The 15444-nt window shown below is 38.7% G+C and carries 10 protein-coding genes and 1 tRNA gene; 3 read left to right on the top strand and 8 right to left on the bottom strand.

The genetic code is table 11. From position 1 onward, the window contains the following. Positions 1-31 precede the first annotated feature (31 nt). Positions 32-7360, bottom strand: coding sequence for a PAS domain S-box protein (locus tag BLP52_RS01715; RefSeq protein WP_091708141.1), 7329 nt, complete (start codon positions 7358-7360; stop codon positions 32-34). A 782-nt stretch (positions 7361-8142) separates the two neighbouring features. On the opposite strand from BLP52_RS01715, the gene BLP52_RS01710 reads away from it, so the two are divergent. Next, positions 8143-8553 (top strand): DUF6144 family protein, encoded by a 411-nt coding sequence (locus tag BLP52_RS01710; RefSeq protein ID WP_091708139.1) that lies wholly within the window; start codon positions 8143-8145, stop codon positions 8551-8553. A gap of 13 nt (positions 8554-8566) precedes the next feature. Here BLP52_RS01710 and BLP52_RS01705 read toward each other — a convergent pair whose 3' ends face one another. Together BLP52_RS01705 and BLP52_RS01700 are read right to left on the bottom strand one after the other, a co-directional pair. Continuing rightward, positions 8567-9445, bottom strand: coding sequence for a mechanosensitive ion channel family protein (locus BLP52_RS01705; RefSeq protein ID WP_091708137.1), 879 nt, complete (start codon positions 9443-9445; stop codon positions 8567-8569). Beyond that, a complete protein-coding gene (locus BLP52_RS01700) occupies positions 9445-10455 on the bottom strand; it encodes a hypothetical protein (RefSeq protein WP_091708135.1) in 1011 nt (336 codons plus the stop codon). The genes BLP52_RS01705 and BLP52_RS01700 overlap by 1 nt, the downstream gene beginning before the upstream one ends. A 307-nt stretch (positions 10456-10762) precedes the next feature. On the opposite strand from BLP52_RS01700, the gene BLP52_RS01695 reads away from it, so the two are divergent. Further along, complete coding sequence (locus tag BLP52_RS01695) at positions 10763-11119, top strand: potassium channel family protein (RefSeq protein ID WP_238380676.1); 357 nt, start codon at positions 10763-10765, stop codon at positions 11117-11119. 200 nt (positions 11120-11319) lie between these two features. Continuing rightward, a complete protein-coding gene (locus tag BLP52_RS01690; protein WP_154717763.1) occupies positions 11320-11823 on the top strand; it encodes a hypothetical protein in 504 nt (167 codons plus the stop codon). Positions 11824-11925: 102 nt separating this feature from the next. Here BLP52_RS01690 and BLP52_RS01685 read toward each other — a convergent pair. From BLP52_RS01685 to BLP52_RS01665, 5 genes are all read right to left on the bottom strand, one after another. Beyond that, positions 11926-11997: transfer RNA gene (locus tag BLP52_RS01685), tRNA-Thr, on the bottom strand. A gap of 66 nt (positions 11998-12063) precedes the next feature. Further along, a complete protein-coding gene (locus tag BLP52_RS01680; RefSeq protein WP_091708132.1) occupies positions 12064-13065 on the bottom strand; it encodes a class I SAM-dependent methyltransferase in 1002 nt (333 codons plus the stop codon). A 2-nt stretch (positions 13066-13067) separates the two neighbouring features. After that, positions 13068-13679, bottom strand: coding sequence for a LysE family transporter (locus tag BLP52_RS01675; protein ID WP_091708130.1), 612 nt, complete (start codon positions 13677-13679; stop codon positions 13068-13070). 116 nt (positions 13680-13795) lie between these two features. Then, positions 13796-14809, bottom strand: a complete 1014-nt coding sequence (locus BLP52_RS01670; protein WP_023846028.1) for a transcription initiation factor IIB — start codon at positions 14807-14809, stop codon at positions 13796-13798. A 104-nt stretch (positions 14810-14913) separates the two neighbouring features. Next, on the bottom strand, positions 14914-15219 hold the full coding sequence (locus tag BLP52_RS01665; protein ID WP_091708128.1) for an H/ACA ribonucleoprotein complex subunit GAR1: 306 nt from the start codon (positions 15217-15219) through the stop codon (positions 14914-14916). Positions 15220-15444: the final 225 nt, after the last annotated feature.

Here is a 15444-nt window from a genome sequence, read left to right as displayed (position 1 = left end):
TAAGACGAATTGTAAAAAAGATATATCGTCTTTATATTTTATCTAATTCTTTGACAAGGAGATTATAATTCTTTTCCAGTTCAGGCAGAATCTCCATAACCTTATCTATCTGTCCGGAACTTGCTTGATTTTGAATACTGGCAGAAATATCACTCAATGCCATTCCACCAACACTTGCCGAAGCGCCTTTTAATGAATGTGCACTATTTATGATATTCTCTATTTCCTTTTTGTCAATAGCTTCCTTTAGCTCTTCAAGCTGACGAGGTGCATTTTTATAGAATATCTCAATGATCTCCCTTGCCATGTCAATATCATCCATGATATTTTCCATAAATTGTTCATAATCAAATATCAGAGGTTCTTTGACATTCTTATCCTGATAATTGTTTGTATAACTCTTTTTTGCATCATGCTTCAGCCATTTGTCTATTTTGCCGGCAAGCAATTTCAGACTAATGGGTTTTGACATGTAGTCGTTCATGCCTGCTTCTATACATTTTTCTTCGTCCCCTTTCATTGCATGTGCAGTCATAGCAATAATAGGAACATCATGGTTGATGACCGAAGATTGTTTATTGCGTATGTGTTTGCTTGCTTCCATCCCATCCATCTCAGGCATCTGGATGTCCATAAATACAAGGTCATAAGGTATTGTTTCCAGGGCTTCAATGGCTTCCAGTCCATTATTTGCAACATCTGCAGTAATACCAAGCTTTTGGAGCATACTCTGGGCAACATGCTGGTTGACAACATTATCTTCTACAAGTAGTATCCGTCCATCGTGATCTATGCCGGATACTTTGTTCTCTTCTTCATAAGTCTTTTTTCTTTCAGCTTTTGAAGCATCGGAAAGCAGTGATAATAATTTAGCGAATAGTATGGAGGATTTGATGGGTTTTGAAAGGCTGGCTGCAAAGTTGTTTTTATTCTGGTTCCAGCTTTCAGTCATCAGTTCTGCAGAACTTAGCATTATCAATGAGATCGCGCTCAAATCCTTGTCAGATTTTATGATACGCCCCAGCAGAGCACCGTCCATTCCTGGCATTTGCATATCCAGAATAGCTATCTGGAATGGTTCTCCTTCCTCATGTGCTTTGAAAAGCTTCTGGATTGCTGAAGGTCCGTCTTTTGCTTCCTCTACTTTCATATTCCATGAACCAAGAAGCTTCACCAGTACTTCACGGTTATTTTCATTATCATCCACCACAAGTATGTGAATACCTTCAACCTCCGGGTGGTGTTTATCAGAATAATCTTTTCCGGGGCACTTCTCAAAGTTCAGTTTGAACCAGAACTCTGAACCTTTTCCTTCCTTGCTTTCAAAGTCTATCTCACCGTTCATCAGTTCAACAAGTTCCTTTGAAATTGCGAGTCCAAGTCCTGTTCCACCGTAGTAACGTGTTGTTGAAGTGTCAACCTGACTGAATTTCTGGAAAAGTAAGTTCTTTTTCTCTGCAGGAATTCCAATACCTGTATCATTTACAGAGAAACGTAGTGTAGCTTCAGAATCAGTTTCTGATTCAAGGGTTACTCTTATAACAACTTCACCTTCATGTGTGAATTTTACTGCATTACCGCCGAGATTGATAAGTATCTGTTTAAGCCTTGCAGGGTCTGCCTTGATATTCAACGGTACTTCAGGATCAGCTATACATATAAACTCAAGTCCTTTTTCATGTGCTTTTACAGACAGAAGGGTTGCCAGTTCCTCCAGTAGTTCCTGAAGGTTTATGTCCGTTTCATCAATTTCCAGCTTTCCTGCTTCTATCTTGGAGATATCAAGAATATCATTGATAAGTTCAAGCAGAGTTTCCCCGCTTTTTTTTACAGTATCTACGTAGTGTTTCTGCTCTTCATTTAGCTGTGTAGTGAAGAGAAGGTTTGTCATTCCTATTACACCATTCATTGGAGTGCGGATCTCATGTGACATGTTGGCCAAGAAATCACTTTTTGCTCTGGTAGCTTCCTCTGCTATGATCAGAGCTTTGTCAAGTTCGACATTTTTATCTTCCAGTTCCTCCGCATATTCCAGCAGCTTTTCCTCTGCACTCTTACGTTCTGTAATGTCCTGAAGTGTGCCTGTTACTTTTATGATCTTTCCATTTACTATCTTAGGATAACCACTTGTTCTGACCCATTTATGTTTTCCTTTAGCTGTTATGAATTCAAGTTCGAGTTCATAGGATGTACCTTTTTCTATGAGTTCATTAATTGATTTTTCAAGTATTTCTCTGGATCCGGAAGGGTAATATGTTAGTCCCATCTCAATATTTGCCGCCTCATCATAATCCAGTTCATGTATCTTTGCAACTTCAGGAGTCCATGCAGCTTTGTTGGTCAGCAGATCAAGTTCCCATCCGCCAATCTTTGCAATATCTCCCATTTCTGTAAGAAGAGATTCTCTTTCAAGCAACTTTTCTTCGTATTCCTTGCGTTTTGTGATGTCCCTTGCTACTGAATAGATAAGTTTTCCTATTGGAACAGAACGCCACTCAAGCCAGTGATAAATTCCATTCTTGGCACGATAACGATTTACGAAGTTTCGGACCTCGTTCTGGTTGGCAAGTGTTGCAATAGCTTCAATGGTAGCTTTTTTGTCATCCGGATGTACAAAGTCCATAAAGTTATGTTTTTCCAGCTCACTGACAGTGTATCCAAGCACGTTTTCCCATTCCGGGTTCAAGCGAATAAATTCGCCTTCGGTGTTAGCAATACATAGCATGTCAAGACTGGATGTAAAATAACGCTCAAGTTCTTCGGTCTTCTCACGCAAAGCATTTTCAACCTGCTTTTGTTCTGTTATGTCCCTGAACTCGACAACTCTTGTCTGTTTTCCTTTGTATGGTATATTCTTTGCTTCAAGCCTGAGGGGATATTCAGTTCCATCTTTGCGACATCCTATTGCTTCATATGGTTTCTCATATCCTTCAAGGATATTGGACATTACCAGATCCCTGTTAGTTTCGGCTATCAGCAGCAGTCCATCCATTCCAATTAATTCATCATGCGAGTATCCTGTTATTTCAGAAAGACCCTGATTACAATCAAGGATCAGTCCTTTATCATGAATGGTAATCCCACCAAAAGATGCATTGTGTAGTGCTTTGAACCTTTCTTCACTTTCTTTGAGTTCCCGTTCGGCTTTCTTACGTTCAGTGATGTCTCTTATTGCTGCAACACGGACATTTTTTCCCTTGTAGGTTATGCGATAGGATTCAATTTCAATTGGGAATTCGGATCCCTCTTTCCTGATACAACGAGCTTCATAAGGTTTTGAAACCTTATTTTTCATCTTCTGGAAGGCTATGTCTATGTCGTCAGGATGGATAACCATTTTAAGAATATTCTTTCCCAATAACTCTTTTTTTGAATACCCAGTACCACGGATCACGGCTTGATTTACATCAAGAACAATGCCATTATCATGGAAGACAATACCTTCCATGGTAGCATCAGAAAGCATCTGGTATTTTTCATGGCTTTCCCTGAGTTCCTGTTCCATATCCTTACGTTCTGTAATATCCTGCAGTGTACCGGTTATTTTTAGGACTTTTCCATCAATTATTTTAGGACGAGCACTTGCCCTTACCCATTTATGTTTTCTATTTTCAGTAATGATCTTGAGTTCGCGATCAATAGGTTCACCTTTTTCGATTGCAATTTTCATTGCTTTTTCGATTATGGTTCGTGACTCCGGAGCAAAACGTTCTATTGCTTTATCATAAGTGTTGATCTCTTCAGTTTCATGGATCCTTGCAACTTCTGGCGTAAATGTAATCTCATTTGATATTACATCAAGTTCCCATCCGCCAATTTTGCCGATCCTTCCAACTTCACTCAGAAAAGCTTCACTTTCACGAAGTTTATCTTGTGCTTGTTTTCTTTCTGTGATATCTTCTGCAAAAATCGTAATTCCACCAATAGTACCATCGGCTGCTTTCCATGGTCTTGCTTCCCAACGAGACCATATTTTTCTACCGTCAGGTAGTGTGACCATATCTTCGTCTTTTCGGATAACTTCCCCTTTTAAAGCGCGCTGATGCGCTTCTTTAGTTTCGTCACTAAGATCTGGGTATAATTCGTAATGTGATAGTCCGATAACATTCTGATCAGGACGGTTAATATTTTCAAGCCATCTATGACTTATGGCTATGTGTCGCATATTGCGGTCTAACATCATTATTGATGCTGGAGCCTGCTCTATGAACAACCTTAGTTTTTTCTCACTATCACGCAGTTTTTTCTCAGCATCCTTGCGTTCAGTTATATCCTGAAATGTTCCGGTTACCTTTAACACTTTTCCATTTTCTATTGTGGGGCTTCCAATTGTTCTTATCCATTTATGATTGCCTTTTGCAGAGACAAATTCCAATTCAAGATCATAAGGCTCAGCTTTCTCAATGGCATTGTTGAATGCTTCTTCAATGATCTCTCTTGAACCCGGGGGATAATAATCCAATGTATTTTGAGAACTAGTATCAAAATCAGGATCAGTCTCAAAGATATTGTATACTTCAGGCGTCCATTTAGTGATTCCACTTGCTACATCAGACTCCCATCCTCCGACATTAGCGATATTTCCTACCTCTTTCAGAAGAGACTCACTTTCCTTGAGCGCAATTTCAGCTTTTTTTCTTTCCGTGATATTTTCAGAGAAAATGATTATTCCACCAACTGTACCATCAGCTGCTTTCCATGGTCTGACTTCCCAACGATTCCATACCATATTTCCATCAGGTAGCGTGGTATTATCTTCTTCTTTGCGAACAATTTCTCCTTTCAGCGCTCGATGATGTGCTTCTTTAACTTCCTCACTAAGATCCGGGTATACTTCATAATGTGTTAGTCCGATGATGTCTTGTCCAGTAAGTTTTGTATCTTCAAGCCATCTGCGACTTACTGCAATGTGTCTCATATCGCGGTCCAGCATCGCTATTGATACTGGTGCATGTTCTATGAACAGCCTTAGTTTTTCCTCACTTTCTTTGAGGGCTTTTTCAGCTTCTTTCTGAGCTGTTATGTCCCAATTCATACCGATCATGCGTACAGGATTATCTTTTCCATCTCGCAGGACAAGGGCAAGAGATCGGATGGTGCGGATATTTCCATCAGGTCGGATAATGCGGAATTCAGTATCGTATTCTTTCTCTCCCCGAAGTGCCATCCTGGCTTCTTCATCACCTTTTTCAAAATCTTCAGGATGAACAAGTTTCTGCCAGTCTTCAAGGGTACCACTGAAATCATTTTTTGTGATACCATATAGATTGAGCATTTGTTCATCCCATACAAGATCATTGTTTAGCAGATCCAGATCCCATATCCCCACTCCTCCAGCCCGTGTTGCCAGCTTAAGTCTGTCACTTGTCAGTTTCAATTCTTCTTCAGCTTCTTTCTGTTCTGTTCTGTCCCTGAACTCAACAACTCTGACCTTTTCACCATTATATGGGATATCTTTTCCATGTGCTTCAAGTGGATACTTGGTTCCATCTTTTCGAACTCCCATTACCTCATATGGTTTTTGATAATCTACTCCGATCTTGCTTACTACTTCATCTCTGTAATCTTTATCTGTAAGTAGCAGTCCATCCATTCCGATCAGTTCATCAACCGTGTAGCCAGTCATCTCTGCAAGTCCCTGGTTGCAGTCAATTATGATGTTGTCCTTATGAATAAAAATTCCACTAAAAGATGCGCTGTGGAGTGTTTTGAATCTCTCTTCATTTTCCCTGCGTTCCTGCTCGGCTTTTTTACGCTCTGTAATATCTCTTGCTGCAGCTACGCGAACCTTCTTTCCTTTATACATAAAAGTATGTGATTCTATTTCTGCAGGGTATACAGTACCATCTTTTCTTATAACGCGAATCTCATAGGGCTTTGCAGTATCATTTTTGATCTGTTGACGGATGTTGGCAACGTCATCAGGATGTGCAAGTACTTCCAGAATGTTCCTGCCCAAAAGTTCTTCTTTTGTGTATCCCGTCATGCGATACACAGCTTCGTTTACCTCAAGGATGACACCGTTGTCATGAATAGTGATCCCTTCAAACGTCAGATCAGAGAGCATCTGGTATATTTCCCGGCTTTCTCCAAGTTCTATCTCCATCTCCTTGCGCCTTGTAATGTCTCGGTAAATACTGGTCACAACGTTCTTTTCGATCAGATAAACGTTAATGTTGAAGTACTTGTTTAATTCTTCAGAATATATCTCAGTACTAATAGGCTTTCCATTGTTTGCTACTTTCAGATGCAGGCCAAGAATTGTGTTCTCCTTTTTTTCCATACCGGGATAAACTTCAGTTACACGTTTTCCTATTATGTCTTCGGCTTTAAGTCCGGTATTATTTTCAAAAAACTCATTTACTTCCTGGAAAACAAAATCGATTGGAGTTCCATTTTCATCTCTAAGTATCTCAGCGATCACTACTCCACTGATGCTATTCTCAAAAAGACCACGGTATTTCTTTTCACTTTCCCGGAGAGCTTCTTCTGCACCTATCTGGCCTATAGCTTTCCATACTGAATCCATGAGAAGAGTTAGCTGAAAGGCATCGTTATCAGTATAATCCAATTCTTTGTTGGCAACACCTATGACAGCAACAATTTTTCCATTTCTGAAAATGGGTACGCCCAGGAACTTATCAATTTTGACATGTCCTTCTGGATATCCTTTGACCAGGGAGTTTGGTGCATGGAAGTCATTTACAATAATTGGTTTGCGTTGTCTTACAGGTTCCCCCCAGACTCCTGTCTCTTCAAGTTTGTAAACTGTTTGTATATCTATGACATTGCATTCTTTCATTGCATTTCTGGACCATGAGTTCAAAGTGAATAGTTTTTCTTTTTCACTATAATAGAAAATGTAACCCACATTGCTTTCTGTTAAACGGATAGCTTCCTCAAGTGCATAGTCCAGTGCTTCATGAATGGATTCATGTTTTGATTGCAGGATCTCTACAAGGCTCTTTAACCTTTTTTCCGTTGTATGAAGTTCTTTTTCTGCTTCTTTTATTCTGGTTATATCAATAATACTGAAGCAGAGTATGTATTTATCTTCTATTTTAATTGGTATTGTAGAAATTTCAACATCATGTTTTTCTTTGTCCGGAAACTGAGAAGTACAGATGAACTGATCCTGTTGTCCATTAAGTGCTCTGCTGACACATTGCCTACATTCTTCTTCAGGATGTGTGATGATATCAAATATTTTCATCCGGGTCAGTTCTTCATGGTATGATTCATAATATTTGCAGGCAGTACTATTGGCGTCAATGATATCCAGTTTATCAGGATCAACCAACAGCATAGGAGTGTGGTTTTTTTCAAATAATGTTCTGTATTCCGCCGAATCCCTTTGCATGATATTGCCTACTGTTTACGGTTGTTAACGTTTTCAACTATTCCTATTTCATGTGTCTGCAAAATCAGTTTCAGGATTCAAGGAAGTGGCACTCAGTCTTATTAATATTATTCTGTTCTTTACAGATTTCCAACCCACAATTAACCCACAATTAATAAACTGATCAATTATTACACTATTTCAACAATTCATAGAGTTTAATTTCTCTACCGGATGTTTCTCTCAATTATTATATTGGAATACTCTATTATATTAATTTGCTGATTTTATTCACTAGATATTGATTTCATTGGTATGGTTATGTATATTTTTTATAAAGATGTTATTTTCTGAACCAATATTATTAATATCTATTTTGTGTTTTTATTGAACATATCATAATGTGTCTCAAATTGTAAAGTACACAGTCATAGGTAGTGATTCAATGAAAAATGATAGATCCGGTCTAATCTAAAATGAGAGCAATTGGCTCAATAAATAAGCACATTTATTGATTCTCCAAGTAACTACGGATATTTGCGATGTCAGATAAAATCATTTGAAGCTGCTATTGCGGGTTTAGATGTCACATTGTACTAATCCCGGTTAAAATAGCAACAGTAAGCATCATTAAGAGATATAAGGAAATGGCTACTGCTATCTTTGTATTAGAATTCATACCACCAATCTCAAAAATAAGCACAAAACATATAATTCTTTTTGATATGTAAACTTTAATTAAAATAGAGTTAAAATTTACAGATTGCTTACCTAGGTGTTAACAACATGCAGCGTGAATCTCAATGAACAGTTGGATTAAGAATTTGCTTGTAACTCTGGATGATAATCTGGATGAATCAACAAAGATCAAAATTATGGAAGCTTGCGGAGAAGAATGTCCTTTCACCCACCTTCAAGATGACAAACTCCTGGAGATCAAAAACTCATCTGAGAATGAATCCGATCTCCTGGAAAAACTCTCCCGACAGTGGCGTGTAAAAATTGAAAACGGAAATGTCTATGTGGTCTTTGATAAATGCTATTGTCCGCTTGTCAATGAGAATATTGAAGGTGCTTCAAAGACACTCTGCTATTGCACCATGGGAAATCTGAAAAAGAAATTCAGGCTCGGATTTGACAGGGATGTGGATATTCAGATGGAGAAAACTGTGCTTTCTGGAGATGATGAGTGTCGTTTCAGGATTATTGTGTGATTAATGTGTCAGGTCAATAGCTATTACTTCTATTATTGTCTATAATGACTTTCCTATTATTTGATCTTGAATATTCATTTCCATATCCTAATATACTTAACTCAGGAGGCTTGATGCCAGCTTTATGGAATTCATTCCATGCTCTTCTTGTCACATCTGATCTGTATACAAATTCATCCCTCAGGTCGTTTACATAAGCTTTTGCCTTGATAGCTTTATAAAACGGATAGTCATTAAGAAGTATTATTACAGGTCTTGACGATGAAATATAAACAAATCGAGAGGTTACAACTGCTTCCCTTAATATCTTAATAGCCAAATCAGCATCAGCATTGCTATTAATATAAACATCAAGTTCAGCCATCATTTCAGAACTGCCGGAATTTCCACTTGCTACGCATTCTGTAAATATCAGATTGTTAGGGGCTGAGACAGTATTGTCATAGGGTGTTACGAGTTTTGTGGACCTTAAACCTATGTCTGTTACTTCACCATAATATTCTCCCATTTCAATTCTGTCCCCTACCTGATATGGTTTTTCAATCACTATCACAAAACCAGCGGCAAGATCCTCAAATAGATTCCTCAGTCCTAAACCTATTGCAGCACCAAGCAATGCCATCAGTATCATTACCTGATTGATCGAGAATGCAAAGACTGCTGTCAGAATGTAATAAATGGCGAATAGATAAATGAAAACTTTAATTACAGGGATTATGGTTTTTAAGTGAAGTCTGTGTCTCCATATTTTTTCTGAAGTATAAGTAAGTATGAATGCAATTATCCTTGCAATTAGAAAGGCAATGATAAATATGACAATGGAAAGCAATATAGAAGTAATACCAATTCCCTGAAAATTGTCAATTAATAACTGTATGTTGGATTCTGCCATCACCACACCTGTCTTATATTTTTCAAATAAGTAATTACAGAATACATTTTCTCAGGCTTTATACTGTAATTATCATCATCTCTGACAATAAAATCCATATCTGATAACTGGAAAAGGACTTTGTCTATTTCCGTGGAATTGTCACTGCAATCCCAGCTTATTATGTCTGAGATCTCATCTTTTGTGATATGCCCGTATGACATTATCTGGGCCAGTATGAACTGTCCCGTATCATCAAGATCAATATTCACATAGGCATTTGAAGTGGTACTAACCTTTATCTTATTGTTGTCAAGCCACTTTACCCATATTTTCTTTGCAAGTCCGGGATTGCCATAAGACAATTTTGTAATCTCTCTAAGTATTATCGATTCCGGACTTTCATCTTTATTCCTCTTTAGCAAAGAGAACAAATGGGAATAGTCGACATGTATACTATAAAAATGAAATTTGCTTTTTGTTATTTTCTCAAGCACTGGTCTTTTTGATATTTCAATGATCTTTTTCTCCTCTTTTTGAGTGTCATTTATAAATTCGATATCACTATTATCAGAGATCAGAAAATCTTTCATTTCATCTTTTTCAAGTGAAGGAATCGCAATCTGAAGAGAGAAATATTTGCTGATGTTAAGTACCTGATCAAGATAGTTCCATGAATGGATGTTCCATGTGGTGATACAGATTCTGTTATCCTGTAATAGCATTCTGTTGAGGAAATCTTCGATAATATCAAAGCCGCCAATCTTCCTTGTATACAGATAATGGCAGTTATCAAATATCATTATCTTTTCTTTTTTTTCAGGAAGAGGAATGTCGGATCTTTTTTTTAGTACCGATGAAAAGTTTGTCCTTACTGTATGGCTTGGATGTGTGTAAATTATATCTTCTAAAAGTTGCGATTTTCCTCCGTAGGGTAAAGACAGAATAGCAACATTGAGTTTTTTTGCAGGGTCGGTATCATCTATGGTTTTATTGATAGTTTCGACTGCTTTATCAAAACCATAATGCAACTTTCCCCCTAAATAGTTATCATAAGACGATGACATATGTTCTAAAGCCTTATACGTATGGTAAATGTTCTTTTCAACAATCACTTGCAGAGAAGTGATTGTAACTCCCAGAGAAAGTAAGCTGTAAAATTATAAATAGTTCATGATTGTCATTTTTAGTTTGTATCATTGAACATAGCGAATAGTATTTGTCTATGAAGAAAGATTTAGTACTAGAATAATCATGATGCCTTTTTTTCTGACATTCGTCATATATCTGCGTTCCCTCTACAAAATGCTCAAACAGCCGGAATTCAGAAGTTTTTTTGTGCTTGTTATATTTACACTGGCTTTTGGAACGGTTGTATATCATTCAATAGAAGGATGGAAATGGCTTGATGCCCTGTATTTCTCAGTGATTACCCTGACAACCATAGGTTACGGTGATCTTGCCCCGCAAACCGACCTTGGTAAGATGTTCACCATTCTGTATGTTTTCACAGGAATTGGAATATTGCTGGGCTTTGTTACTGCCGCTGGCGAGTATTTCCGAAAACAGCATGTGGAAGGAATGACCCAGGGTATCCCTAATTTCCTCTGGGATTCCGGTGATACCCTTGAAGAGATGGAAAAGGATATCCTGGAGAATATTAAGGATGATCTAGAGGATAATAGTGGTCGATAGGAGTTTTGTTTCTGGGATAAACCTTCCTGATGGCCTCGTTCCTGAATTCATATGAAAAGTTTCTGGTTTTACAGAATTGGATTGTTCTGTATCTTCCAGCTTATTTCTATGGATGGTTACTTTTGATATGGAGTTCTGCTTGAATATATTTCCTCTCAAATTGAATATAATTAAATATATTGGTTTGCATATTATTATGCGTGGGAAAGATTAATTTAGATAGTGAAATCTCTAGAAAATGTTGCATTCATGAAGCAGTAAAAGACATGTTCAATTTCCACTGGAGTAATAAACTGAATATCGAAAGAAAAGCAGCAAGCTTGATTGGATTTGTTGGTCTTATTTTTACGATAAGTGCAGCTACTTTTCCGAATATTGATCAAAATAGTCAAAGAGGGATAATACTTCTTTTGATTAGTTTTTTTTTCTTCATATTAACTATTATTGCTAGCTTGTCAGTTCTCAAAATGAGGGAATGGAGCGAAGGCTATGACCTAAATTACTTTATGATTGGATGTGAACTTTCGGCTGAAAAAGATGGGTTATTAGATTATCTGATACATGAGTATTACAGCGGCATTAGTAAAAATATGGAATTGAATACCCATTTATCAAAATACATCCAAGCTGCTTATTATTCTTTTATATTAGGTGTCTTGTTTGTGGGAATTTACATTGGTGATATGTTACTCAAAAACTGGTAAATATTTAATTTCATGTTATTTCCTAATATTTTTGGGATTTTCATACGCAAAGCTAATTCAATTAACCTATATATTTTCATATTCACAAAAATGCATAAAAAAAGCCCCCGGGGGGATTTGAACCCCCGACCTGCTGATTACGAATCAGCCGCTATACCCCTAAGCCACAGAGGCAAAACTGAACGACACTATAATTCTATATAATGATTTAATAATTGCGCTTAGTTATATTAATATCAGCTAGAGCACTCTCACTTCAATGCAGACATTGAACTGGTGCGGTGCATAGGAACGAACAACTCGTGACTCTACAAGTTCAGTAGTTCTTCCTGCTCTTTTTGCAGCCTCATCGATAAGTTTCAGGGAACTATCGAAAAGATCGTCCTCAGGAGTAATATCATAATAGTGAATAATGCCGCTTGGAGCACAAACCTTCACAGCAGCGTCAAGGAACTCATTTGCATTGTGAGGCAGGTTCATAATCACATGATCTGCGATACCGGCATACTTTTCAGCTTCAAGGTTAGCATCGCCTTCTATAGCTTCCACGTTTGGAACTGAATTGAGTTCGACATTGCGACGAAGGAACTCAACAGCATCCGGGTTTTTGTCTATTGCAATCACACGGATGTCCGGGCTTTTCCTGGCGAACATAATGCTATATGGGCCAACACCTGCGAACATATCTACAACTGTCTGGCCTTCAGTCACCTGTTCAAGTATGCGTGAACGTTCGGTTGCAAGACGTGGTGTAAAATAAGCTCTTTCAAGGTCGATGTAGAATCTCGAACCATATTCCCGGTGTATTGTGGATGTTCTGTCCTCTCCTGCAATAGTCCTGAACCTGCGGGTTCTAAACTCTCCCTCAACAGGACTCTGGGCTGCAAGTACAGTCTTGACGTTCTTCTTCACTTTCATGATGGCATCTGCCATCTTCTCAGGTTCAGCAACGTCGTCCTCGATAAGTGCGATATCTCCGACGATTTCAAAGTGGGGTACGACTTCCAGAAGGTCTTCAAGTTTAAGCTGTCCTTTCTGCTCCTCAAACTCATACTCGGTAAGCTCAAACTCTCCGGGCAGTTCTCTAAGTTCTGCTTCCTCTGGTTTCCTTGTGAGTGGCAGCAGAAGATAATCTCCCAGCGAAGCAATTCGTGCGGAATTATCCAGCAGGTCCATTTCCAGCAGTAATCTGCGTATTGGCTCACCCTTTTTCTTCAAAACCTTGATGCAACTTTTATTCATGTCTACGTACCTATGATAAACCATGATCCAAACAGAACAAGGAACAGACCACAAGAAAGTAACACTCTTTCATAAACCTTTGGGGACATGAGTTTCTTTCCTTTGCTAAAAGATGTGGAAACAACAGTGAAATATCCAAGGTCGGCAAGCCAGTGTCCTATCATAAACATCACGGCTGCAATTATACCTATCTCCATTCCCCGGAGCACAAGTGCACTTCCTGCTGCCAGCCACCATATCCAGAAATAAGGATTTGAGGCAGAGGTGAGAATTCCTGCAAGCACCGGTCTGGAAGTACTTTTATTATGTTCATGCATGGATTCTGCTGCACCTTTTGCACTTTTCATTGTCATAAGACCAAATATCACAAGGGTAGCTCCTCCAAGAATGGATATTGCCATAACAGTGCTGTCACTGACTGCTGTAATACCGTAGATTATCAGTACGCACACCATAAACTCCAGTATTGCATGACCGACAAAAATTTCGGGACCTGCCTTCCATCCTTTTTTCAGGGATGTGTCTATTGTCACAAAAAGCATAGGTCCGGGTACAAGTGCACCTGTAAGTCCCAGAACAAATCCGATTGTCAGCATCTCCAGTAGCTCGAACATAGTCTACACTGCTTAGTCAGTTAAATGTTAAAAATGATTTGTAAAAAAGTATATGTAACAAAGGAAGTGGTGGTACGAGACTTCCTTTGTCTATCATTATTTAATTTATAGTGTGCTTAGAGAATGATCTCAATGTCAAGCTCTTCTGCAAGCTCTTTGTACCTGTTACGGATAGTAACTTCTGTTACACCTGCAACATCGGCGACCTCACGCTGTGTACGGCGCTCTCCACAAAGGATTGAAGCAATATAGATTGCTGCTGCTGCTACACCTGTTGGACCACGGCCACTTGTGAGTTCCTTCTCGGAAGCCTGCCTGAGAATCTCCACACCTCTGGACTGCACTTCACCTTTAAGGTTGAGTCCTGAACAGAACCTTGGTACGTAGTCGATTGGTGAGGTTGGCATAAGTTTCAGTGAAAGCTCTCTTGAGATGAAACGGTATGTCCTGCCAATCTCTTTCCTGCTTACTCTTGATACTTCTCCTATCTCGTCAAGTGTTCTTGGAACACTGCACTGGCGGCATGCTGCATACAATGCTGCTGCTGCAACACCTTCAATACTTCTTCCACGGATGAGGTTCTTGTCAACTGCTTTTCTGTAAACTACAGCAGCGGTTTCACGTACAGTTCTTGGCAGACCAAGAGCTGATGCCATACGGTCAAGTTCGGACAGAGCGAACGCAAGGTTCCTTTCCGTAGCGTTACTTACTCTTATCCTACGTTGCCATTTTCTCAACCTGTAAAGCTGTGCCCTGTTCTTTGATGAAATGGATTTACCGTAAGAGTCACGGTTCCTCCAGTCGATCATTGTGGACAGACCTTTATCGTGGATCGTGTAGGTCATTGGCGCACCCACACGGGAACGCTTCATCCTCTGGTCATGATCGAAAGCACGCCACTCTGGTCCTTCATCAACAAATTCTGCGTCAACCACAAGTCCACAGTCAGAACATACGAGCTCAGCTCTCTCGTAGTCCTGTACAAGGTTGCGGCTGCCACACTCTGGACACTGGACTTTTGCTTTTTCGACTTCAGCGCTCTTATCTTTCTCTTTACGTGCCTTGATCATTGCACGTATCTTCTCCCTTTCGGAAGTATCGGAATATCGTACCCTTTCTACTTCGACCATTCTATCACCTTTAAAGAATCTCTCATGAAAATATATTTGATATGTGTATCCTCAATCATTCACAGCTCACAGCATAAGTAATATATCATATAACCTGCAATCCTTCATTGAACGTAAACTCGTTCATTCACAAGTCGTTCCAATCCGGAAGCTATAACTCGCTTGTCAGGCTTCAGAGTAAAATAAGGCTGATCCACTGGACCAAATATGCCGGAAACCTTTCCGATGGGTTTTATGGATTTGTCAAGAACAAAAGAGTTTATTCGCGGCAAGTCCCTCATTGACCCGGAAAACTGTTTTTCATCGCCTCTGACGACGATTTCATTCTGCTTAGAAATGTGCAGGATCTGACCTAATCGTTTCATATGCTTTCGTTTATTGTATTTAGGTTTTTGTACTATATGTTCCATTCATAGTATATAAATATATCGTAAGCATTTTAATATTAGTTTTTTTCAGTACAAAAACATATCTATAATCTTCCAGACCATGCCTGAATTGTGTCACTATATGATACCGTGCTATTTTGATTGTGGTCTGTTTGTTTGCTCATTTTATTATAGTTTAGATTTAATGACCCCAATCTTGTTTTTATGTTCATTTTCCAATAAATATGTAGGGACTATGCTACTCAA

Source organism: Methanolobus vulcani (assembly GCF_900100715.1).
Taxonomy (GTDB): Archaea; Halobacteriota; Methanosarcinia; order Methanosarcinales; family Methanosarcinaceae; genus Methanolobus; species Methanolobus vulcani.
Note: the sequence above shows the minus strand (reverse complement) of the source record. Positions and strands in the feature narration are given on the sequence as shown.